We start from the raw sequence: 20,941 nt of genomic DNA on the forward strand, positions 1-20,941 counted from the left end.
CCCCGCCTGTCACAGAAGCTTCACCGAAGCGTCATCAAGACGCCCCGTTTCCGGCGTAAGCTCCCGCCGATTTCACCAACCAGCCATGCGGAGCCCGCGATGAAACAACACACAGCCCTCTACCTTGCTCTCGCCGCCCTGTCGGCCGGCGCAACGAGCGCCCTGGCCCAGGGTGATGGTGTGCCCGCGGCGGGCCGGATCGAAGAGGTGACCGTCTACGCCCAGCGCCGGGAGCAGACCGTCGCCGATGTGCCCATGAGCATCACCGCCTACAGCGGCGATCTCCTCGAGCGCGCCAACATCGTCGAGCTCGACGCGGTCTCGGACATCACGCCCGGCCTGGTCATCCAGGAGCAGAGCCCGAACAACCCGGGCTTCGTCATCCGCGGCATTACCTCGGACAGCGGTTCCGCCCAGGCCGCGCCGCGCGTCTCCGTTTACTACAACGGCGTCGACGTATCGCGCTCTCGCGGCTCCTATTTCGAGCTCTTCGACATCGAGCGCATCGAGGTGGTGAAGGGCCCGCAGGCCACGCTCTTCGGTACCGCCGCCTCCGTGGGGGCCGTGAGCGTCTACACGGCCCGGCCGCAGGAGGAACTCGCCGGCGCCCTGACCCTGAACGCCGGCAACTACAATGCCCGCCTCGCCCGCGGTTACGTCACCGGCGGCAGCGACCTCGTGCAGGCGCGCCTCGCCTTCCAGTACCGGGAGCGCGACGGTTTCATCGACAATATCGCCGGCGGCCCCGCCTCGCAGAACCCCGGCGGTTTCCGCCAGGACGACATGCAGGGCATCGAGCGCACGGCCCTGCGCCCGTCGCTGCGCCTGACACCGACGGACGAACTGACCATCGACTTCGTCTACACCTGGGAGGAGAACGACGACACCGGCACCTCCTTCAAGAACGGCCTCTACGCCCCCACCGGCGGCGACAGCAGCCCCTTCTCCTTCGTCGAGATGGCCGGCAGCCCGGTATCCGAGGCGGCCCTGGGCAAGGCGGACCTCGGCATCGAGCGCGAAGTGGAGGACTACAACCTGCGCATCGAGTGGCAGCCGACGGACCGGCTCACGCTGACCTCCATCTCCGCCTGGCGCGAGTTCGAGTCCCTCGAGGTCTTCGACGCCGACGGCACCCAGGCCTGGTTCCTCGAGTTCGGCGAGGACGCCGAGGGCGAGCAGTTCAACCAGGAGCTGCGCGCCGTCTACAGCGGCGACCGCTTCACGACGATCCTCGGCGCCAACTATTTCGAGGAGGAAGGCAGCCAGCGGGTGCCCTTCAGCACCGAGGAATCGATTTTCCTGAACTGCGCCGGCGCACTCAGCGGCCTCGTCGATGCCCCCTGCATTGAGCCAGACGGCCGCGTTAACCTCCTGACACCGGTACTGTCCGGCGGGCTCGTCGAGGCCCTGCCCTACGAGTCGGAGTTTGCCAACTACGGCGAGAACGAGATCCTCTCGGCCTTCGCCGACGTTACCTGGGCCGTGAACGATGCCCTCGAGCTCACCGTCGGCCTGCGTTATATCGACGAGACCCGCGAGAGCGGCTTCAGCGCGATCGCCCCGAACTCGACGATCCTGGGTTTCCTCGGCCTCAACCAGCCGCTGCTGCCGGTGGTCAACACGGACGGCGTCATCGTCAGCGCCGACGGCAGCTTCGACGACTGGCTGCCGCGCTTCAACGCCCTCTGGCGCATGGACGACAACACCAACCTCTACGCCACGGTCTCGAAGGGCCGCCGCTCGGACGTGATCGACGTGGTCGCCGCCACGGGAGCCACCGGCAACCCGGTCGCCGACGTCACGGAGGTCCCCGCCGAGATCGTCTGGAACTACGAGCTCGGTGCGAAGGGCTCCAGCGACGACCGCCGCGTGTCCTGGAACGTCTCCGTGTTCTACCAGGACTACTCGGATTTCCAGGTCACGCTGCAGGATGACGCCGGCAATTTCTTCACGGCGAACGCCGGCTCGGCGACGAACCTCGGCGTGGAGGCGGACGTGCGCGCCCTCCTCGGCGCCAGCGTCGAGCTGTTCGCGAACGCGGCCTGGATAGACGCGGAGATCGACGACGACGCCAGCAACGGCACGCTCGCCGGCAACCGCTTCCGCCTGCAGCCGGAGTGGACGGCCAGTACGGGCCTGTTCCTGGACCACCCGCTCGCCGGCGACATGAGGCTCACGGGCTCGCTGGTCTACAGCTGGCGGTCGGAGGTGTTCTTCGAGCCGGAAAACGCGCCGATCGCCGGCCTGCCCATCGAGGAGGACGCCTACGGCCTCCTCAACGCCCGCCTGGGCATCGCCAACCCGGGCCGGGGCTGGGAGCTCAGCGTCTTCGCCAGCAATCTCCTCGACGAGGAGTACCTGGTCGACGCCGGCAACACCGGCGGCTCCTTCGGCAACCCCACCTTCGTCGCCGGCCCGCCCCTCTTCTGGGGCGTCCAGCTGGATTACGACTTCGGGGCTTATTGAAGCTGCACTTTGCGGGCCACCCGACCCCGTTTCAACTTCTCCAGTTGGGGCAGTGCAGGCGCTTGGGACCGGGGGTGCCTCTAGCTTCGGCGCTGCCCCGCTATAAACTCTCACGGGACCGCAAAAGCGCCATCCATGGCAGCTCGGCAGCGGCCATCCATGGCCGCTGACGTCCCGTGAGAGTTTATAGCGGGCCAGCGCCTGACCGTGGTGCCAGCGAACTGGCGCTAGCGGTAACTGCCGGTGGGCATGAGCATGCTCCAGCAAATGTGATGTACCTTCTCGCAGAACGTCGCGAAGACCGCAGCCCTGAAGCTGCTCAGGCGCAAGGTCCGGACGTGGTGGTATACCCCCCGGGAACGTCGGAGGCCATGGATGGCCTCCGTCGAGCTGCCATGGACGGCGCTTTTGCGGTTCCCGGGGGGTATACCATCACGGCCGGGCCGACCTACTGGCACCCCCAGCGGCCGCTAGGACACGATTCCGCGAACCTGCCAACCCCACGGGCTATCGTGGCTAGGGGAATCACCCGGCTCTAACCGTGGGTAAAGCGCTCCGTGTGCGTCCCTGCAATCGAATACTCAGGCGTCTGCACCGAGTCGACGAACGTCCAGTCGGCGCGTAGCTCGTCCGGGGTGGCGGTGACCAGGAGATAGCCGCGCTGGTGGAGGTTGCAGTAGTTGAGCTCGTCGATGAGCAGGGGCAGGGCCCGGGCCATCTGCTGCGCCGTGGGGGCATCCATCCGGAAATAGCTTTCCATGCCCGGCGAGGAGACACTCGGGGTGGCGAGCTCGATGCCCACCTCGCTGCCGCTGCGGTCGCGCAGCGTGGCGAACCAGGCGTTGTGCGTATCGCCGGCGAGGGAGACGATGCGCTTGCCCGCGGCCTGTGCCGCGGCGTAGAGCAGTTCGCGCTCCACCGGGTAGCCATCCCAGGCATCGAGGTTGTAGGGCGTGACGTCGGCGAGGCGCGCAAGCTCGGCGTCCGTGAGCGACTGTCCGGCCTCGGCGGCGGCCTTCAGGCGCGCGAGTTCCTCGAGGATCGGCGGGATGTCGGCGTAGGACGGGGCGGAGAGCATTTCCGCGGGCATCAGCATGCGCGCCATGAGAATCTGCTGGCCCAGGAGCTGCCAGGGCGCGCTGGACTGCGCCAGCCGGCCGGCGAGCCACTCGCGCTGGGCGTCGCCGAGGAGACGGCGGGCAGGGTTGCCGAGGTCGGCGAGGAAGCGGTCGCGGTCGAGCCGGCCCGTGGCCTCGTCGATGTAATCCTCGTACTCGAGCTGCTCGTCCCGGCCGATGAGGCGCGTGTCGAGCATGTGCAGGGCCAGCAGGCCGCCGAAATCGAAACTGCGGTAGATGCGCAGGGACCCCTCGCCCGCCGGCGGACGGATGGGCATCCACTCGTAGTAGGCCTGCAGCGCCGCCAGCAGGCGCGGCTCCCAGTCACCCTCGCCGGGGCCGTGGTTCTGGGCACCCCCGCGCCAGGCGTCGTTGGCGAACTCGTGGTCGTCCCAGACACTGATGCAGGGCGCGGCGGCATGCATCGCCTGCAGATCCGCATCACCGCGGTAGAGGGCGTAGCGGCGGCGGTAGTCGGTGAGCGTGTACAGCTCGCCGTCGTTGTCCGCCGGCAGCGCCCGGCCCAGTTCCTCGCTGCGCTCCGTGGCGTAGCCGCCGGCGCCGTACTCGTAGAAATAGTCGCCGAGGTGGAGGAAGGCATCGAGGTCGTCCCGGCGGGCCGCCTCGCGGTAGGGATAGAAATAGCCCGCCGGGTAGTTCGAGCAGGAGAATACAGCGAGGCGAACCTGCCGGGCACCCGGGGCGGGCAGCGTGCGTGCGCGGCCCGTGGTGCTCTCGGCGCCGTCGGCCCGGAAGCGGTAGTAATAGGTCTGCCCCGGCTGGAGGTCGCGCACGTCGACCTTCACGGTGTAGTCGCGGGCCGGCCCCGTTTCGGCCACACCGTCACGCAGCACCTCGCGGAAGGCCGCGTCCGCCGCCAGCTCCCAGGCCACGCTCACCGGGCCCGCGCCGGCCACCGGGTTGGCGCGGGTCCAGAGCATGAATCCGTCGGCGAGGGGGTCGCCGCTGGCGACGCCGTGATCGAAGCGGGCCGCGGAGAGCGCCGGCTGGCGCCCGCCCAGCGCGCAGCCGGTGACGGCGGTGGAGAGGACGACGCCGGACGAGAGGCGCAGAAAGTGGCGGCGGGACAGCATGGGCATTCTCCGGCTAGTGGCACCGCAAGGCTAGCGGGCCTTTGTTACGGCGCCATGACATCAGCGACGGTAGTCCAGCGGCGGCGCGCGGTCGCCGAGCAGCGGCACATACTCGAAGTCGGCGCCGCGGCGTTCCTCGAACTCCTCCTTTGCGGCTGCGAGCACCGCCGGGGACCGGATCAGCTCGGCGCCGGTGAGCGCGAGGGTCTTGGCCGCGACCAGCATGCCCTTGGTCCCGATGCTGGTGCCGCCGGCGGCGATCGCCTGCCAGGAGTGAGGCGCGGTGCCGGGCACCCAGGTCGCGGCGCGCATTTCCGTGGTCGGGGCCATCCAGCTGACGTCACCCACATCCGTGGAGCCCATGCTCTGGGTGAAGCCGAGGGGCTTGATGCGCCCCTGCTGGCCGACTACCGACGCATCGCGGTCGAGGGACCCGGCCAGGGTATCGGCGAAGGCCTGCTCGTCGGCGTTCCAGCTGACCCCGCCCACGCGCAGCAGGTTGCCGTGCATGATCTCGGCGAGGGTCTCGTTGGGCAGCTTGTTGTAGTTGCCATGGATGACCTCGAAGTCGAGCTCGGTCCCCGTGCCCTGCGCAGCGGCCTCGGCAGCGGCCACGACCCGGTCCCAGATACCGGCGAGGACATCCCGCTGCGGGTGGCGGACGTAATAAAACACCTCGGCGAAATCCGGCACCACGTTGGGCGCGGAGCCACCGCTGGTGATCACATAGTGGATGCGCGTTTCCTGCGGCACGTGCTCACGCAGCAGGTTGACCATGAAGTTCATGGCCTCGACGCCGTCCAGAGCGGAGCGGCCGCGCTCCGGCGCGACGGCGGCGTGGGAGGAGGTCCCGCGGAAGCGGAACTTCGCCGACTTGTTGGCCAGCGTGGTGGCGGCATCGGCGGCGTTGCGGTCGGAGGGGTGCCAGCCGAGGACCGCATCGACGTCGTCGAAGAGGCCCGCGCGGACCATGTAGACCTTGCCCGAGCCACCCTCTTCCGCCGGCGTCCCGTAGAGGCGCACGGTACCCTGCTGCCCCGTGTCCTCCAGCCAGTGGCGCAGGGCCACCGCGGCGGCGGTGGAGCCGGCGCCGAAGAGGTGGTGGCCGCAGGCGTGGCCGGCGGCTTTCTCCGGCAGCGGGTCGCGCACCGGCTGATCGGACTGGCTGATGCCCGGGAGCGCGTCGAACTCGGCGAGGAACGCGATCACCGGCTCGCCGCTGCCGTAGCTGGCGACGAAGGCGGTAGGGATATCGGCGACCCCCTTCTCGATGCTGAAGCCCTCCCCGGCGAGCGCCTCCCGGAGCAGCCTGGAGCTCTCGGTCTCCTGGTAGCCCACCTCGGCCTCCTCCCAGATCTGCCGGGCGAGGCTGCCGAACCGCTCGCCCTGGGTGTCGAGGTAAGCGAGGATGCTGTCGCGGTCGTCGGCAAGCGCCGGGGTGGCGAGGCCGAAACAGCAAAGAGCGAGGATCGCGAGGCGTCGCATGGCGGGCTCCTGTCGGTGAACGGGTCGCTCACGATAGCACCTGCGACTGTGAATGCCACCCACCTCACCTGCGACGGGACAGGTTGCTCACAGGATTCACGGGGAGAGGGCGGAAGACTTCTTTCTCTCTTTCTCTCTTTCTCTCTTTCTCTCTTTCTCTCTTTCTCTCTTTCTCTCTTTCGGTCGCCCGCTGCCGGTCACTTATCGCAGTTTCCCGGGACGGATGCGGGGAAAATGCCCCCAGTCGCTCCCCGATACTTGCTTTGTGGGGGCATTTTCCCCGCACCCGCCCCTGCCGTGGGTGGAGCGTCGGCCGCCCTGGAAACAGGCGAGGCGCGAGGGGTGAGGGCGGGCGTCTTCTCTCACCAAGCGTGTATCGGGGAGCGACTGAGAGAAGACGCCCGCCATCGCCCCGGGACCTGCAGGACAGAAGCGCGGTCTCCCCGTCAATCCGACGCCGGCCTCAAACTGGCAGCCCCTAAAGCAACCCATAATAAAAAGGGGAGCGGGCGGAACCCGCTCCCCGCACGGTCGACGCCAGGGGAAACGCCGGCCGTGGTGCTGCTTACTCTGCGGTGGCAACCATCGGCCGGGGGACCTTCCGGGTGGCCGCATTCACCGCCTGCTCGACGCAGGCGCTGTTGCGCGTCGCCAGGGCCAGGCTGCCGGCCCGGCGCAGATCCGTCGCGCCGCAAACTTCGCGGGCGGCGCGCTCGATGCGGTACGCCAGGGTGGCCTGCCCGGCGGGGCTCCCCAGGTCGAGGTCGCCGTAAGCGACCGTCGTCTCCCGGGCCGCCGGGGCCGTCGTCTTCACGGTTTCGCCCTCGAAGGCCCCCGCGCCGGCGCTCACCGACAGCACGAGGATCCCGATGCTCGCCCCGATACCTGCCATCATGCTCTTTCTGCTGCTGTTCATGGTGTCTCTCTCCACATTCGCTGTCCTTCGCTGTCTGCCTGCTGTTTCCGGTCAAGCGCCATCGCTCGCCGACAGTCACAGGCTAGGGCAGCGCCGCCCCTGTCGACAGGCGCTTTCGCCGGATAGCAGCTAGCGCGCGGTCAAATGCCGGAATCCGGCGACGAACGGTTGCCGTATCATGGCGCGGAGGGATGCAAAGCGCTGCGGCGAGCCGTTTCGCTTGGCACGACAAGCACACGAACGTATATTGGCGCGGTTATGAAATACCTCGGCTCCCCCGGCTTTGATCACGGCCAGGCTCCCCGCATTGGCGTGTTGATCACCAACCTCGGCACGCCGGAGGCGCCGACGCGCCAGGCCCTGCGCCCCTACCTGAAGCAATTCCTCTCGGACCCGCGGGTCGTCGAGGTGCCGCGGCTGCTCTGGTGGTTCATCCTCAACGTCATCATCCTCAACGTGCGCCCCGCCCGCTCCGCCGAGGCCTACGAAACGGTGTGGACAGACGAGGGGTCGCCGCTGCTGCTGCACACCCGGGACCAGGCCGAGGGCCTGCGGGCCGTGCTCAGGGAGCGTTACGGCGAGCGCGTCCTGGTCGATTTCGCCATGCGCTACGGGCAGCCCTCGGTGGCGGAGAAAATCCAGGGGCTGATCGAGGCCGGCGCGCGAAAGCTGCTGGTCCTGCCGCTCTACCCGCAGTACAGCGGCCCCACCACCGGCTCGACCTTCGACGCGGTGGCGGAGGATTTCCGCGCCCGGCGCTGGCTCCCGGACCTGCGCTTCGTCTCCTGCTACCACGACCATCCGGGCTATATCGCGGCCCTCGCGGACAGCGTGCGCGCCTTCCGCGCCGAGCACGGCAGCGCGCAGAAGCTTGTTTTCTCCTATCACGGAGAGCCGCTGCGCTACCTCGAGGAGGGAGACCCCTACCACTGCCAGTGCCACAAGACCACGCGGCTGGTGGCAGAGGCCCTGGGCCTTGCGGAAGACGAGTACCTGACCAGCTTCCAGTCCCGCTTCGGCCGCGAGGAGTGGCTGCAGCCCTACACCGACGAGACCCTGAAGGGGCTGCCGGCGCAGGGCGTGAAGTCCGTGCAGGTGATCTGCCCGGGCTTCTCGGCGGATTGCCTCGAGACTATCGAGGAGATCGGCGAGGAGAACCGGGAGTATTTCCTCGAGGCAGGCGGCGAAACCTACCAGTACATCCCCTGCCTCAACGCCAGCGAAGCGCACGTGGCGTTCCTGGCCGACCTCGCCGGCGAGCAGCTCGGCGGCTGGCTCGAGGAGCGTACCGACCCCGCCGTCGCCGCTGAGCGGGCGGCGGCCCTCGGCTACTCCGGGGCCGCGTGAAGGCCGCTCAAAGCCATCGCCGCACCCGCCGGCAGTAGGCCCGGTATTCCTCGCCGAACAGCGCCTCCAGCTGCCGCTCCTCGGCGCGGATGAAACGCCGGTCGATGACCAGGAGGAAAGCTGCCGGCACCAGCAGCGCCAGCGAGGCACCCACCGTGACGGCGACCCCCAGCAGCACCAGGGCCATGGCGAGGTACATGGGATTGCGGCTGTAGCGGTACAGGCCATGGGTGACGAGGGCCCGGGTGTCCTTGAAGGGCACCATGCCCGTGCCGGCCCGGGTAAACAGCCCACCGGCCACCACCAGCAGGGCGAGCCCGGCGACGAGCAGCGCACTGCCCGCGAACTGCGCCGCCGCGCCGGCAAAGCGCGGCCCCGGCAGGAACTCGTCCAGGACGAAGATCACCACGACACCGATGACCAGCCACACGGGCGGGTAGATGATGCGCTGCTCGCTCACGGATGGGACTCCAGGATCGCGACATGGTGCGCGCCGGCCGGTTCAAAGCCTCCGATCAGCCAGGCCAGGGCGATGCCCGCGAGGAACACGGCGGTGAGCTTCAGCCGGTCATGGCTGTGGAAATGCACTTCCGGGAGGAGGTCCGACAGGGCAATGCAGACGAAGGCGCCGGCCGCGAAGGCGAGGGCCGCGGCCAGTACCGGCGCTGCGTCACCGCTCAGGCTGTCCAGGCCGAGGTAGAAAAGAACCGCGGCGAGCGGGCAGAGCACCGCGAAGGCCAGGTTGACGCGGCCGGTCGCCCCGCGGCGCCAGCCGCCGGCCTGCATGAGCGCGGTGATGGACATGGCGTCCAGCGGCTTGTGCAGGAGCACCGCCAGGAACACCCCCGCACCGAGGAAACCGCCCGCGTGCCCGCCCCCGCCGACTGCCGCGCCGAGGGCGATGCCATCGATGACCGTGTGTACGGAGAGGCCGAGGGCGATGCCCAGGCCGCTCAGGCCGTGCGCCTCAGCGGCGCTCCGGGGATCGTGGCCGTGTACCTGCGGGTGACCGTCCCGGTGGTCGTGGTTACAGCCCCGCCCCTGCGCCTCGAACTCGTGCTGGTGAAAGTGGAACATGCGCAGCAGGAGAAACATCGTCACCAGGCCCAGCACCACGAAACCGCTGGCGTGGTCAATGGCGTCGGGCGCGGGGCCGAGGACAATGGCATGGGGCAGCAGGTGGAAGAACGCCACACCGAGCATGAGGCCGGACACCCCGCTCATGGCCAGCTGAGTGCGCGTGTGCGTCATGCGCACGCGGTTGGGTAGCGCGCCACCGGCCACGGAGGCGAGTGCAATGGCGGCGCAGTAGGCCAGCAGCAGGAACAGCGGCTCAGTCACAGGGGTCCAGCAGTACCAGGTTGTCGCGGTGGATAAGCTCCTCGTCGCCACCGTACCCGAGGATCGCCTCGATGTCCCGGGAGCTCCGACCGGCGATGCGCCGCACTTCCGGGGCGTGGTAGTTCACCAGGCCCCGGGCGATCTCACGCCCCGCGCCATCGACGCAGGCCACCACGTCACCGCGACGGAAATCGCCGCGCACGGCGCGCACGCCCACGGGCAGCAGGCTGCGCCCGGCGCCGCGCAGCACCGCCACGGCGCCATCGTCCAGTTCCACCGCGCCGGCGACCTGAACCAGCCCCGCGAGCCATTGCTTGCGCGCGCGCTGCGGCTCCCGGCCGCTGCGCAGCCAGGTTCCCGCGGGGTCACCGGCAGCCACAGCGGCGATGATACCCGCTTTACCGCCCCCGGCGATCACCGTCTCGGTGCCCGAGCGGGCCGCGAGGCGGGCGGCGCGGAGCTTGGTAACCATGCCGCCGCGGCCGAGGGCGCCGCCCTCGCCCACCATCGCGTCCAGGGCGGGGTCCCCGACCTCCGCCTCGCCCACGAGGCTTGCGCCCGGGACACGGCGGGGGTCAGCCTCAAAGAGCCCGGCCTGGTCCGTCAGCAGGAGCAGTGCATCGGCATCGATCAGGTTGCCGACGAGCGCTGCGAGGGAGTCGTTGTCGCCGAAGCGGATTTCGTCCGTGGCCACGGTGTCGTTCTCGTTGACCACCGGCATCACGCCCAGGCGCAGGAGCGTGTTCAGAGTGGCGCGGGCATTCAGGTAGCGGTCGCGGGCGACGACATCGTCGTGGCCGAGGAGCACCTGCGCCGTGGCGATCCCGTGCGCGCCGAAAGCCTGCTCCCAGGCCTGGAGCAGGCTCGACTGCCCCACCGCTGCCGCGGCCTGCAGGTCGTGCAGCGCCGCCGGTCGCGCCGGCCAGCCGAGGCGCACGACACCGGCGGCCACGGCGCCGCTGGACACCAGCACCACCTCGCGACCGTCCGCGCGCAGGGCAGCGAGCTGTGCTGCCAGGCCCCCGATCACGCCCGCGTCGAGGCCGCGGCCGTTCGCGGTCAGCAGGGCCGAACCGACCTTGACGACCCAGCGCCTGGCGCTGGCCAGTTCGGCGCGGCTGTCGGTCATGGGGCGTACTCGACCTCGACGTCGTAATCGCTGTCGTCGTCGCTGTCATCCTCCGGGGCCGCCCGGCGCCGGGCGCGCAGGGCGTCGATGCGCTCCCGTGCCTCCCGCTGCAGTCGCGCCTGCGCCTCGGCCTCCGCCTGGGCGAGGGCCGGGTCCGCGGCCTCGGCCGCGCGGCGTTCCTCGAGGGCGGTCATGAGGTCCTGGCAGAGCCGCTCGGTACCGGCACTACTGGCGGCGGCGATCCGGTAGAGTGGTCCCTCCCAGGACAGTTCCTCGCGCAGCCGCGCCGCCAGGGCATCCATGGCCTCCTCGTCGAGGAGGTCCTCCTTGTTCAGCACCAGCCAGCGCGGCCGCGCCGCCAGGGCTGGACTGAAGGCCTCGATTTCCCGGGCGATGGTACGCACCGCCTCAACCGGATCGCTGCCGTCCGGCGGCGCTGCATCGACGAGATGCAGGAGAATGCGCGTCCGCGTAAGGTGGCGCAGGAAGCGCACGCCGAGCCCCGCACCCTCGGCCGCACCGGCAATGAGGCCCGGGATATCGGCGACCACGAAGCTGCGCAGCGGGTCGACGCGAACGACCCCGAGACTGGGAACGAGCGTCGTGAACGGATAATCCGCCACCCGCGGGCGCGCCGCGGAAACGGCGCGTACGAAGGTGGACTTGCCGGCATTGGGCAGGCCCAGCAGGCCGACGTCCGCGAGCACCTTGAGCTCGAGGCGGAGCTGCCGCTCCTCGCCTTCCGTGCCCGCGGTGGTCTGCCGCGGCGCGCGGTTGACCGAGGACTTGAAGCGGGTGTTGCCCAGGCCGTGAAAGCCGCCGCGGGCGACCAGCAGTTCCTCGCCCGGTGTCGTGAGGTCGCCGAGCACCTCGTCGCTGTCGGCATCCATGACCGTGGTGCCCACGGGGACCGGCAGCACCAGGTCGTCACCGCCGGCGCCGGTACAGTTGCGACCGCGGCCGGGCTCGCCGTTGGCCGCGCGGAAGGCGCGCTGGTAGCGGTAGTCCACCATGGTATTCAGCGCCGGGTCGGCGCGCAGGTACACGCTGCCCCCGTCGCCGCCGTCGCCCCCGTCCGGGCCGCCCTTCGCAACGTACTTCTCCCGCCGGAAGCTCAGGCAGCCATTGCCGCCCTTGCCGGCGCTGACCCGGATAATGGCTTCGTCGACGAATTTCATACTGTCAGTTTATCCCGGCGCCCGTGGCGCTCCCACCGGTACAAAAAGTACGGTGCAGATGGAGAAGGTTATCGCAGAGTTCCGGGGCGCCCGCTCCGGTAATCGACACCCGCCCCGCCCAAGGGCCAAACACAAAAAAAAGCCCCGTCGGCTGACGAGGCTTGCGGGCGCGCTGCGCGCGACGCCTCAGGCCGGGGTGACCCGGACGAACTTGCGGCTCTTCGGCCCGCGGGTGATAAACTCCACCTTGCCGTCCGTGGTGGCAAAGAGCGTGTGATCCTTGCCGATGCGCACGTTTTCGCCGGCATGGAAGCGCGTGCCGCGCTGCCGGACGAGGATGTTGCCCGCCTTGACGGCCTGCCCGCCGAAGAGCTTGACGCCGAGGCGTTTGCTCTCGGAATCGCGCCCGTTGCGGGTACTACCGCCTGCTTTCTTGTGTGCCATAGCCTGCTTCCTCCCGCGTTACGCCGTGATACCGGTGATCTTGACCTCGGTGTACCACTGGCGGTGGCCCATTTCCTTGCGATGATGCTTGCGCCGGTTGAACTTGACGATCCGCACCTTCTTGTGACGACCGTGGCTCACGACCTCGGCGGTTACCTTGCCGCCGTCGACCAGGGGCCGGCCGATCTTCACGCCGTCACCGCCGCCGACCATGAGCACCCGATCGAACTCGATCGTGTCGCCGGTCGCGGCTTCGATTTTCTCCAGCTTGAGGGACTCGCCCTCCGCCACGCGGTGCTGCTTGCCACCGCTTTCGATTACTGCGTACATGTCCGCACTCCGTTACGTTAGCCTTCCCGCTGTCTTCTCAAGAACACCGCGCTGGCGGTGGGCAGGGCGAGGCAGAAACAGGACCTCCGGCCGACCGACTGCTCGGGCCGTCTCGAAGGGGTCGCGATTGTACGGGTTTTGCCGGGGCTGCACAAGCAGCGCAAGGGCCATCTCTCTTGACACCCCACGGTGCCCAACCTAGCATGCGCGGGCACTTCCAGGCCCACCACTTCTATGCACGACATCCGCGCCGTCGTTGACCGCGAGTTCCAGCAGGTCAACGCCCTGATCATCGAGCAGCTCGAGTCCGATGTCGACATGGTGGAGAACATCGGCCACTACATCGTCGAGGCCGGGGGCAAGCGCCTGCGCCCGGTCCTCGCGCTGCTCACGGCGGCAGCCCTGGGCCAGTGCACGCCGCGGCACGTCTGCTTCGCCGCGGTGATCGAGTTCATCCATACCGCCACACTCCTCCACGACGACGTCGTCGACCTGTCGGAGCTGCGCCGGGGACGCCCCACGGCCAACGCCGCCTTCGGCAACGCCTCCAGCGTACTCGTGGGCGACTTTCTCTATACGCGTGCCTTCCAGCTCATGGTAAGCCTCGACGACATGCCGCTGCTGGCACAGATGGCCGATACCACCAATGCCATCGCCGCGGGCGAGGTCCTGCAGCTGGCCCGTGCAGGGGATCCGGAGACGACGGAAGCCCAGTACATGGACGTCATCACCCGCAAGACGGCCGTGCTCTTCGCCGCCGCCTGCCGCGGCGCCGCCCGGCTCCACGGCTGTGACGCCGCCCTGCAGCAGCGCCTCTACGACTTCGGGCTCAACCTCGGTATCGCCTTCCAGATGGTGGACGATCTCCTCGACTACGAGGGCGACGCCGCGACCATGGGCAAGAACGTGGGCGACGATCTGAACGAGGGCAAACCGACGCTGCCCCTCATCCACGTGCTGCGCACGGGCACCGCGGAACAGCGTCGCGCGGTGCACGACGCCATCGCCGGCCGCGACGCCAGTGCCCTCGCCGCGGTGGTCGCCGCAGTGGACGATTGCGGCAGCCTGGCCTATACCCGGGCACAGGCAGAGCTGCATCGTGACCGCGCCCTCGCGGCGCTCGACGGCCTCGAGGACGGCGACGCCCTGGCCGCGCTCGTCACCCTCGCCCACCGCTCGGTCGACCGCAACGCCTGAGTCCTGCAGGCCGGGACCCGTTCCGGGCTCGCCGCGGCAGACCTCCCCCGGCCCCGGGGTGGCCTGCGGGCGGGCGGGCTCCCTATACTGCGGAGACATTCTCCGGAGCCAGACACCGTGGCGCGAGACAACCTGACCCCGGGTGAAGCGGCCAGCAACGCCCTCACCGCCCATGCCGACCGCCTGCGCGATGCCGCGCTCGCGCCCCTCACCGCCGGGCTTTCCCGCGCCGGCCGGCTTGTGCGCGAGGGCGCGGGGCTCAGGCTGGACGCCGGCCGCCAGTTGCTCGACGACGGCGCGCTCGGCGCGCTCCTCGCACTCGCCGCCGAGAAAGACCTGCCCGGCGCCGCGCGCGCCCTGCTGGGCGGTGCCGAAGTCAACAACACGGAGCGCCGCCCGGCGCTGCACAGCCTGCTGCGGGCCAGCCACAGCGACGATGCACGCTTCCAGGCCGTCGCTGAAAGCCGCGAGCGCCTGCGCGACCTCGCCGAGTCGATCCGCGCCGGCGCGCACACCGGCCACACCGGCCGCGCCATCACCGACGTGGTCAATATCGGCATCGGCGGCTCGGACCTCGGCCCGCGGCTGGTCAGCGAAGCCCTCGCCGCCCCGGACACGGCACCGCGCGCCCACTACGCCGCCAACGTGGACCCGGACGATCTCGCCGGCACCCTCGCCGCCCTCGACCCGGCCACGACCCTGTTCGTCATCTGCTCCAAGTCTTTTCGCACGGAAGAGACCCTCGCCAACGCCCTCGCCGCCCGCCGCTGGCTCCAGGGCGGCGGCGTCGCCGACAGCGGCCTCGCCCGTCACTGCCTCGCCGTCACCAGCAACCTCGAGGCCGCCGCCGACTTCGGCATCCCCGGGAGCCAGTGCCTGCCGATGTGGGACTGGGTCGGCGGCCGCTACTCGGTCTGGTCCGCCGTGGGCCTCTCCTGCGCCATCACCCTCGGCTGGGACCACTTCGCCGCGCTCCTCGCCGGTGCGGAGGCCATGGATGCCCACTTCGCCAGCGCGGCCCCGGCGGACAACCTGCCGATGCTTCTCGCCCTGCTGGAGACCTGGAACTGCCAGTTCCTGGGCGCCGGCAACCACGTGGTGCTCCCCTACAGCCATCGCCTGCGCCGGCTGCCGGATTTTCTGCAGCAGCTGACGATGGAGAGCAACGGCAAGGCGGTCACCCGCGACGGCGAGCCCCTCACCACCGATTCCGCCCCGGTGCTCTGGGGCAGCGCGGGCACGATCGGTCAGCACTCGTTCCACCAGCTACTGCACCAGGGCACCCGCCGCTGCCCGGCCGACATCATCCTGCCCCTTGCCCCGGAGGACCCGGCGGACCGCGAGAACCACGCCCGCCTCGTCGCCAACGGGCTGGCCCAGAGCCGTGCCCTGGTGATCGGCCGCAGCGAGGCCGAGGCCCGCGAAGCACTGCTCGCCCGGGGCCAGGACCCGGCAGAGGCCGCGCGCCTCGCCCCCCACCTCGCCATGCCGGGCAACCGCCCGCACAATCTGATCACGTTCCCCCGCCTCACCCCCGAGGCCCTGGGCGCCCTCCTCGCGCTCTATGAGCACCGCACTTACTGCAGCGCGGTCCTCTGGGGCATCAACGCGTTCGACCAGTGGGGCGTCGAACTCGGCAAGGAGATCGGCAAGCAGGTGTTCGCCGTGATGCAGGGAGACGACGACGGCGCTGCTCTGGATGCTGGGACGCGGTCGCTGGTGGAGCTCTGGAAGGCTGCCAACGGGTAGTTCTTTGAGGGTGGTTTGTAGTTTGCGCCGGGGGTGCTTCGTAGCTCGGCGCCGGGGCTTGCAGCTACCTGTCCCGGGACCGCAAAAGCGCCATCCATGGCAGCTCGACGAAGCGGAAGGCCGCCCCGACCATCCATGGCCTTCGACGCCCCGGGACAGGTAGCTGCAACCCCCGTCACCTTAGTGCGGTAGTGATCTCACCCTCGCAGTATTGATGACACGTCGGCACGCAACAGCGGCGGGCAGAACGCCTCCGGAGCACGGTTCCAATACCTGGATGTGTGCTCCAACTGCATGGAAGGCCCCGGCCAGCCATGGCCGGTGACAGTCCCGGTGGCGATTCCCCCACCACGCGCGCCTACTATTTGCTGCTCGAGGAGCGCGGCCCCGATCTTTAAGGCAGCGAAGGGGTGGTAAGTGCTCTGCGGTGGAGTGGGCACCAGATCCAGGCGACGGGGGTTGCTACACCCTGTACCGGGGCGTCAGCGGACATGGATGTCCGCTGTCGAGCTGCCATGGATGGCGCTTTTGCGGTCCCGGGACAGGGTGTAGCAAGCCCCGGTGCCGGACTACGAAGCGCCCCCAGCGCCAACTACGAAGGTCCACCATCCAGAAACGCCAGCAGCTCCTCGGTCTTCTCACGCATGAGCGCGGCATCCCCACGGCTCTCCACGTTCAGCCGTACAACAGGCTCCGTGTTCGAGCGGCGGAGGTTGAAGCGCCAGTCGGGGTAGGCGACGGAGAGGCCGTCGACGTGGGAGACGGCGGTGGCGCCGGGGGCGTAGCGGGCCTCCGTGGCGGCGAGGGCGGCGGCGGGGTCGTCGATGGTGCGGTTGAGCTCGCCGCTGCAGGGGAAGCGGGCCATGCGTTCCTCCACCAGCTCGGCGAGCGGCTGGCCGCGGGAGCTGACCAGGCCGGCGACCAGGAGCCAGGGGATCATGCCGCTGTCGCAGAAGGCGAAATCGCGGAAATAGTGGTGGGCGCTCATTTCGCCGCCGTAGAGGGCGTCCTCGGCGCGCATGCGCTCCTTGATGAAGGCGTGGCCCGTCTTGCTCTCGACGGCGCGGCCGCCGCCGGCGGCGATGATGTCCCGGGTGTTCCAGGTCAGGCGCGGGTCGTGGACGATGGCACTGCCCGGCGCCTGGCGGAGGAAGGCCTCGGCGAGCAGGCCGACCACGTAGTAGCCCTCGATGAAGCGGCCCGTGTGGTCGAAGAGAAAGCAGCGGTCGAAGTCGCCGTCCCAGGCGATGCCGAGGTCGGCGCCATGGGCGCGTACCGCGTCGATGGTCGCGCTGCGGTTCTCCGGCAGCAGCGGGTTGGGCACGCCGTTGGGGAAGTGGCCGTCCGGGGCGTGGTGCAGGCGCACGAACTCGAAGGGCAGGTGCGGCTCGAGGAGGTCGACGATGCGGCCCGCGCCGCCGTTGCCGGGGTCCGTCACGATCTTCAGCGGGGCCAGGGACGGCAGGTCAATGTAGCCGAGGAGGTGCTCGACATAGGCCGCATCGAGATCCAGCGCTTCGAGGCTGCCGCGACGGCCCGCGGCGGGGAAAGCACCGGCGGCCGCCAGGTCGCGGATGTCGAAGAGTCCCGTGTCGCCGGAGAGCGGCCGCGCACCCTCGCGCACGAACTTCATGCCGTTGTAGTCCATGGGGTTGTGGCTGGCGGTGACGACAATCCCGCCGTCAAAGCCGCCACGGGCATCCCCGTGGAAAGTCGCGAAGTAAATCTCCTCGGTGCCGGCGAGGCCGAGGTCGAAGACATCGACGCCCTGGCTGCGCAGGCCTTCGATGAGCGCGCCCTTCAGGGCCTCGCTGGTGAGGCGCACGTCGTGGCCGACCACGACCCGTCGCGGCGACAGCACCGTGGCATAGGCGCGGCCGATGCGTTCGGCGATGGCTTCGTTGAGCTGGTCCGGTACCCGGCCGCGGACGTCATAGGCCTTGAAGCAGGCAGAGAGGTCCATCGCCGTCAGGGCTGGGAATAGATATTGTGATAGACGTAATCCGTCGCCTCCACGAAGCCGGGGACGCTGCCGCAGTCGAAGCGCCGGCCCTTGAACTTGTAGGCCATCACGCAGCCGCGCTCGGCCTGGGTCTGCAGCGCATCGGTGAGCTGTACCTCGCCGTTGGCGCCCGGCTCGGTCTCGCGGAGGATGTCGAAGATGTCCGGCGTGAGGATGTAGCGGCCGATGATAGCGAGGTTCGACGGCGCGTCCTCGGGCTTCGGTTTCTCGACCATGCGGTCGACGCGGTAGATCCCGTCCTTCAGCGCCTCGCCGGCGATCACACCGTACTTGTGCACCTCGTCCTCGGGCACCTCCATGATGGCAACGATGGAGCAGCGGAACTGGCTGTAGAGTTCCACCATCTGCGCGAGCACGCCCGGGCCGTCGTTGAGACAGAGGTCGTCGGAGAGGACGACGCCGAAGGGCACGTTGCCGACCAGGGTCTCACCGGTGAGGATGGCGTGACCCAGCCCCTTCATCTCCCGCTGGCGGACCATGGTGAACACCCCCTTGTCCAGCACGTTGCGGATGCTGTCCAGGTAGGCCTCCTTGCCGCTGCCCGCGATCTGGTGCTCGAGTTCGTAGCTGATGTCGAAATGGTCGGCGATGGCGCGCTTGCCGCGGCCGGTGACCAGGGCACAGGTGGTCATGCCCGCCTCGATCGCCTCCTCGACGCCGTACTGCACCAGCGGCTTGTTCACGATCGGGAGCATCTCCTTCGGCATGCTCTTGGTTGCCGGGAGGAAGCGGGTTCCGTAGCCCGCCACGGGAAACATGCACTTCTCGATCATCGCCCTGCTCTCCATCAGTCTCTTGCTGTCTGTGTCGTGCTGTCTGTGTCGTGCTGTGCCTGTCGCGGTATGGGTAGCTTGCTGTGATCGCCCTGGCGGCAAGGCCGCGCCACCGGCGCGCGGGACGCGACCCGCCGGCTGAACGTCAGCCCGCGGCGCCGCCGCGGCCGTAGGCGTCCTGGAAGCGGACGATGTCGTCCTCGCCGAGATAGCTGCCGGACTGCACCTCGATCAGCTCCAGGGGTATCTTACCGGGGTTGGCCAACCGGTGCTTGTGACCCAGCGGGATGTAGGTGGACTCGTCCTCGCCAAGCATGAAGGTACGGTCTTCGCAGGTGACCTCCGCGGTGCCGTGGACGACAACCCAGTGCTCGGCGCGGTGGTGGTGCATCTGCAGCGACAGCGTTTCCCCGGGGTTGACCACGATACGCTTGACCTGGAACCGCTCGGCAACGATCAGTGACTCGTAGCTGCCCCAGGGCCGGTAGACCCGCTGGTGCAGCGCCGCCTCGCTGCGGCCTGCCTGGCGCAGGCGCTCGACGATGCGCTTCACGTCCTGCACCTGGTTCCGGCCGGCGACCAGCACGGCGTCGGCAGTCTCCACCACCACGAGGTTTTCCACCCCGGCTGCAGCCAGCAGGCGGGACTCGGCGCGCAGGTAGCTGTCGCGGCTGTCCTCGACGATCACGTCGCCGTGCACCACGTTGCCGTCGCCGTCGTGCTCGGACACGTCCCAAAGCGTCGACCAGGCACCCACATCGCTCCAGCCGCAGGCCAGGGGAACCACCGCGCCGCGGTCCGTGCCCTCCATGACTGCGTAGTCGATGGAGTCACTCGGGCACGCCGCGAGGGCCTCCGGGTCCGGGCGCAGGAAATCCAGGTCACCGCTGACACCGGCCATGGCCTCCCGGCAGGCCGCCGTCATGGCCGGCGCCTGCCGCTCGAGCTCGCCCAGGTAGCTGTCGGCGCGGAGCAGGAACATGCCGGCGTTCCAGAGGTACTCTCCGCTCTCGAGGTAGGCCTCGGCGGTGGCCCGGTCCGGCTTCTCGACGAAGCGGTCGAGGCGCGCGGCAACCTCGCCGAGGGCCTCCCCGCGGCGCAGGTAACCGTAGCCCGTCTCGGGGCTCGTGGGCACCACCCCGAAGGTCACGAGGAGGCCGTCGGCGGCCAGGGGTACCGCGGCATCGACCGCAGCGACGAAGGCCTCGCGATCGCGGATGATGTGATCCGCGGGCAGCACCAGCAGCGTGGCCTCCGGATCCGTGGCGAGGGCACGCAGGGCGGCGAGGGCGACGGCCGGGGCCGTGTTCCGGCCCTCGCGCTCGAGGATGATGGCCCCGGGGGCGACCTCGAGCTGGCGCAGCTGCTCGGCGACCAGGAAGCGATGCGCCTCGTTGCAGACCACCAGGGGCGGAGCGGCCTCCAGGCCATCGGTGCGGGCCAGGGTTTCCTGGAGCATCGACAGCTCGCTCGCCAGCGGCAGGAACTGCTTCGGGTAGGCCTCCCGGGAGACCGGCCACAGGCGGCTGCCGACGCCCCCGGACAACAAGACGGGTACCAGCATGCGGATCCTCGTTACCTGGGATTTCGTTGCCGGCAACCCCGGTCGCACGGCGGTTACAGGATGGTATCGGAAGACCGCGCGCCGACGCCAGCGGGTCGACGCGCCGGCGGCCCCGACCGGGCGCCGGCGACTACACCCGCGGGGCGGTGGATTTTTGGGGCCCAGCGGGTAGAATGCGAGGCCCTGTCTAGGGACGAGGACGCCAGCCGGCGCCCGGTCTCAGCCCTCGTCCGGGCCCCGCCCGACGCCTTCGACACCCGGAAAACCGATGACCCGACAGCAGAGTTTCAACAAGCAAGAGCTTCTCGAATGCGGCGCCGGCCACCTCTTTGGCCCCGGCAATGCCCAGCTCCCCGTGGGCAACATGCTCATGCTGGACCGGATCTGTCACATCAGCTCGGAAGGCGGCGCCGCGGGCAAGGGGGAAATCCGCGCGGAGCTCGATATCAACCCGGACCTGTGGTTTTTCGACTGCCACTTCCCGGGCGACCCGGTCATGCCCGGCTGCCTGGGCCTCGACGCCATGTGGCAGTTGCTGGGCTTCTTCCTCGGCTGGCGGGGCAACCCGGGGCGCGGCCGCGCCCTGGGCGCCGGAGAGGTCAAGTTCACGGGGCAGATCCTGCCAGGGGCCTCCCTGGTGACCTACCAGATCGACATCAAGCGCGTCATCGAGCGCAAGCTCGTGATGGGGATCGCCGATGGCACTGTGTCCGTGGACGGCCGAGAGATCTACACCGCCCGGGACCTGCGCGTGGGCCTGTTCCAGAGTACGGAGAGCTTCTGACCC

The 20,941-nt window shown here is 69.4% G+C and carries 17 protein-coding genes; 5 read left to right on the forward strand and 12 right to left on the reverse strand.

Annotated features, from left to right (window positions below; all coding sequences use genetic code 11):
* Positions 1-99: 99 nt before the first annotated feature.
* Positions 100-2,466 (forward strand): TonB-dependent receptor, encoded by a 2,367-nt coding sequence (locus tag ACX93N_RS10500; RefSeq protein WP_459428371.1) that lies wholly within the window; start codon positions 100-102, stop codon positions 2,464-2,466.
* A 535-nt stretch (positions 2,467-3,001) separates the two neighbouring features.
* Here ACX93N_RS10500 and ACX93N_RS10505 read toward each other — a convergent pair.
* The 3 genes from ACX93N_RS10505 to ACX93N_RS10515 form a co-directional block, all read right to left on the reverse strand.
* Positions 3,002-4,678 carry an alkaline phosphatase D family protein gene (locus tag ACX93N_RS10505; protein ID WP_459428372.1) on the reverse strand — a complete coding sequence of 559 codons (1,677 nt, stop codon included), beginning with the start codon at positions 4,676-4,678 and terminating at the stop codon, positions 3,002-3,004.
* Between the two features lie 60 nt (positions 4,679-4,738).
* The gene (locus tag ACX93N_RS10510; RefSeq protein WP_459428373.1) at positions 4,739-6,163 is read right to left on the reverse strand and encodes an amidohydrolase; all 1,425 of its coding nucleotides are present in this window, start codon (positions 6,161-6,163) and stop codon (positions 4,739-4,741) included.
* Positions 6,164-6,728: 565 nt separating this feature from the next.
* Positions 6,729-7,079 carry a UrcA family protein gene (locus tag ACX93N_RS10515; protein ID WP_459428374.1) on the reverse strand — a complete coding sequence of 117 codons (351 nt, stop codon included), beginning with the start codon at positions 7,077-7,079 and terminating at the stop codon, positions 6,729-6,731.
* A 258-nt stretch (positions 7,080-7,337) separates the two neighbouring features.
* On the opposite strand from ACX93N_RS10515, the gene hemH reads away from it, so the two are divergent.
* Entirely contained in the window at positions 7,338-8,426 is a 1,089-nt protein-coding gene (gene hemH / locus ACX93N_RS10520) for a ferrochelatase (RefSeq protein ID WP_459428375.1), read from the forward strand.
* Between the two features lie 7 nt (positions 8,427-8,433).
* Here the strand turns inward: hemH and ACX93N_RS10525 are convergent, their stop codons facing one another.
* The 6 genes from ACX93N_RS10525 to rplU all read right to left on the reverse strand — a co-directional run bounded on the left by ACX93N_RS10525 (position 8,434) and on the right by rplU (position 12,848).
* Positions 8,434-8,886: a methyltransferase family protein gene (locus tag ACX93N_RS10525; RefSeq protein ID WP_459428376.1), complete on the reverse strand. Its 453-nt coding sequence runs from the start codon at positions 8,884-8,886 to the stop codon at positions 8,434-8,436.
* Positions 8,883-9,767, reverse strand: a complete 885-nt coding sequence (locus ACX93N_RS10530) for a ZIP family metal transporter (protein WP_459428377.1) — start codon at positions 9,765-9,767, stop codon at positions 8,883-8,885. The genes ACX93N_RS10525 and ACX93N_RS10530 overlap by 4 nt, the downstream gene beginning before the upstream one ends.
* Complete coding sequence (gene proB / locus ACX93N_RS10535; RefSeq protein WP_459428378.1) at positions 9,760-10,896, reverse strand: glutamate 5-kinase; 1,137 nt, start codon at positions 10,894-10,896, stop codon at positions 9,760-9,762. Before proB ends, ACX93N_RS10530 begins: the two co-directional genes overlap by 8 nt.
* Positions 10,893-12,074: an Obg family GTPase CgtA gene (gene cgtA / locus ACX93N_RS10540; protein ID WP_459428379.1), complete on the reverse strand. Its 1,182-nt coding sequence runs from the start codon at positions 12,072-12,074 to the stop codon at positions 10,893-10,895. Before cgtA ends, proB begins: the two co-directional genes overlap by 4 nt.
* 186 nt (positions 12,075-12,260) lie before the next feature.
* Complete coding sequence (gene rpmA, locus ACX93N_RS10545; RefSeq protein ID WP_459428380.1) at positions 12,261-12,518, reverse strand: 50S ribosomal protein L27; 258 nt, start codon at positions 12,516-12,518, stop codon at positions 12,261-12,263.
* 18 nt (positions 12,519-12,536) lie between these two features.
* The gene (rplU, locus tag ACX93N_RS10550) at positions 12,537-12,848 is read right to left on the reverse strand and encodes a 50S ribosomal protein L21 (RefSeq protein WP_459428381.1); all 312 of its coding nucleotides are present in this window, start codon (positions 12,846-12,848) and stop codon (positions 12,537-12,539) included.
* Between the two features lie 234 nt (positions 12,849-13,082).
* Here rplU and ACX93N_RS10555 point away from each other — a divergent pair, with 234 nt between their 5' ends.
* Together ACX93N_RS10555 and pgi are read left to right on the forward strand one after the other, a co-directional pair.
* The gene (locus ACX93N_RS10555) at positions 13,083-14,045 is read left to right on the forward strand and encodes a polyprenyl synthetase family protein (protein ID WP_459428382.1); all 963 of its coding nucleotides are present in this window, start codon (positions 13,083-13,085) and stop codon (positions 14,043-14,045) included.
* 117 nt (positions 14,046-14,162) lie between these two features.
* Positions 14,163-15,794 (forward strand): glucose-6-phosphate isomerase, encoded by a 1,632-nt coding sequence (pgi, locus tag ACX93N_RS10560; protein ID WP_459428383.1) that lies wholly within the window; start codon positions 14,163-14,165, stop codon positions 15,792-15,794.
* A 592-nt stretch (positions 15,795-16,386) separates the two neighbouring features.
* Here pgi and ACX93N_RS10565 read toward each other — a convergent pair.
* The 3 genes from ACX93N_RS10565 to ACX93N_RS10575 form a co-directional block, all read right to left on the reverse strand.
* On the reverse strand, positions 16,387-17,757 hold the full coding sequence (locus ACX93N_RS10565) for a phosphohexomutase domain-containing protein (protein ID WP_459428384.1): 1,371 nt from the start codon (positions 17,755-17,757) through the stop codon (positions 16,387-16,389).
* Positions 17,758-17,762: 5 nt separating this feature from the next.
* Complete coding sequence (gene galU / locus ACX93N_RS10570; protein ID WP_459428393.1) at positions 17,763-18,590, reverse strand: UTP--glucose-1-phosphate uridylyltransferase GalU; 828 nt, start codon at positions 18,588-18,590, stop codon at positions 17,763-17,765.
* A gap of 145 nt (positions 18,591-18,735) precedes the next feature.
* On the reverse strand, positions 18,736-20,154 hold the full coding sequence (locus ACX93N_RS10575) for a mannose-1-phosphate guanylyltransferase/mannose-6-phosphate isomerase (protein WP_459428385.1): 1,419 nt from the start codon (positions 20,152-20,154) through the stop codon (positions 18,736-18,738).
* 268 nt (positions 20,155-20,422) lie between these two features.
* On the opposite strand from ACX93N_RS10575, the gene fabA reads away from it, so the two are divergent.
* The gene (fabA, locus tag ACX93N_RS10580; RefSeq protein WP_459428386.1) at positions 20,423-20,938 is read left to right on the forward strand and encodes a 3-hydroxyacyl-[acyl-carrier-protein] dehydratase FabA; all 516 of its coding nucleotides are present in this window, start codon (positions 20,423-20,425) and stop codon (positions 20,936-20,938) included.
* Positions 20,939-20,941: the final 3 nt, after the last annotated feature.

Source organism: Pseudohaliea sp., from assembly GCF_054552115.1.

Bases quoted from the DNA above. Each gene is read 5' to 3' on its own strand.
- cgtA (WP_459428379.1), bottom strand. From the start codon at position 12,074: ATGAAATTCGTCGACGAAGCCATTATCCGGGTCAGCGCCGGCAAGGGC.
- ACX93N_RS10555 (WP_459428382.1), top strand. From the start codon at position 13,083: ATGCACGACATCCGCGCCGTCGTTGACCGCGAGTTCCAGCAGGTCAAC.
- hemH (WP_459428375.1), top strand. From the start codon at position 7,338: ATGAAATACCTCGGCTCCCCCGGCTTTGATCACGGCCAGGCTCCCCGC.
- ACX93N_RS10510 (WP_459428373.1), bottom strand. From the start codon at position 6,163: ATGCGACGCCTCGCGATCCTCGCTCTTTGCTGTTTCGGCCTCGCCACC.
- galU (WP_459428393.1), bottom strand. From the start codon at position 18,590: ATGATCGAGAAGTGCATGTTTCCCGTGGCGGGCTACGGAACCCGCTTC.
- rplU (WP_459428381.1), bottom strand. From the start codon at position 12,848: ATGTACGCAGTAATCGAAAGCGGTGGCAAGCAGCACCGCGTGGCGGAG.
- ACX93N_RS10505 (WP_459428372.1), bottom strand. From the start codon at position 4,678: ATGCTGTCCCGCCGCCACTTTCTGCGCCTCTCGTCCGGCGTCGTCCTC.
- proB (WP_459428378.1), bottom strand. From the start codon at position 10,896: ATGACCGACAGCCGCGCCGAACTGGCCAGCGCCAGGCGCTGGGTCGTC.
- rpmA (WP_459428380.1), bottom strand. From the start codon at position 12,518: ATGGCACACAAGAAAGCAGGCGGTAGTACCCGCAACGGGCGCGATTCC.
- ACX93N_RS10575 (WP_459428385.1), bottom strand. From the start codon at position 20,154: ATGCTGGTACCCGTCTTGTTGTCCGGGGGCGTCGGCAGCCGCCTGTGG.
- ACX93N_RS10500 (WP_459428371.1), top strand. From the start codon at position 100: ATGAAACAACACACAGCCCTCTACCTTGCTCTCGCCGCCCTGTCGGCC.
- ACX93N_RS10565 (WP_459428384.1), bottom strand. From the start codon at position 17,757: ATGGACCTCTCTGCCTGCTTCAAGGCCTATGACGTCCGCGGCCGGGTA.
- fabA (WP_459428386.1), top strand. From the start codon at position 20,423: ATGACCCGACAGCAGAGTTTCAACAAGCAAGAGCTTCTCGAATGCGGC.
- ACX93N_RS10515 (WP_459428374.1), bottom strand. From the start codon at position 7,079: ATGAACAGCAGCAGAAAGAGCATGATGGCAGGTATCGGGGCGAGCATC.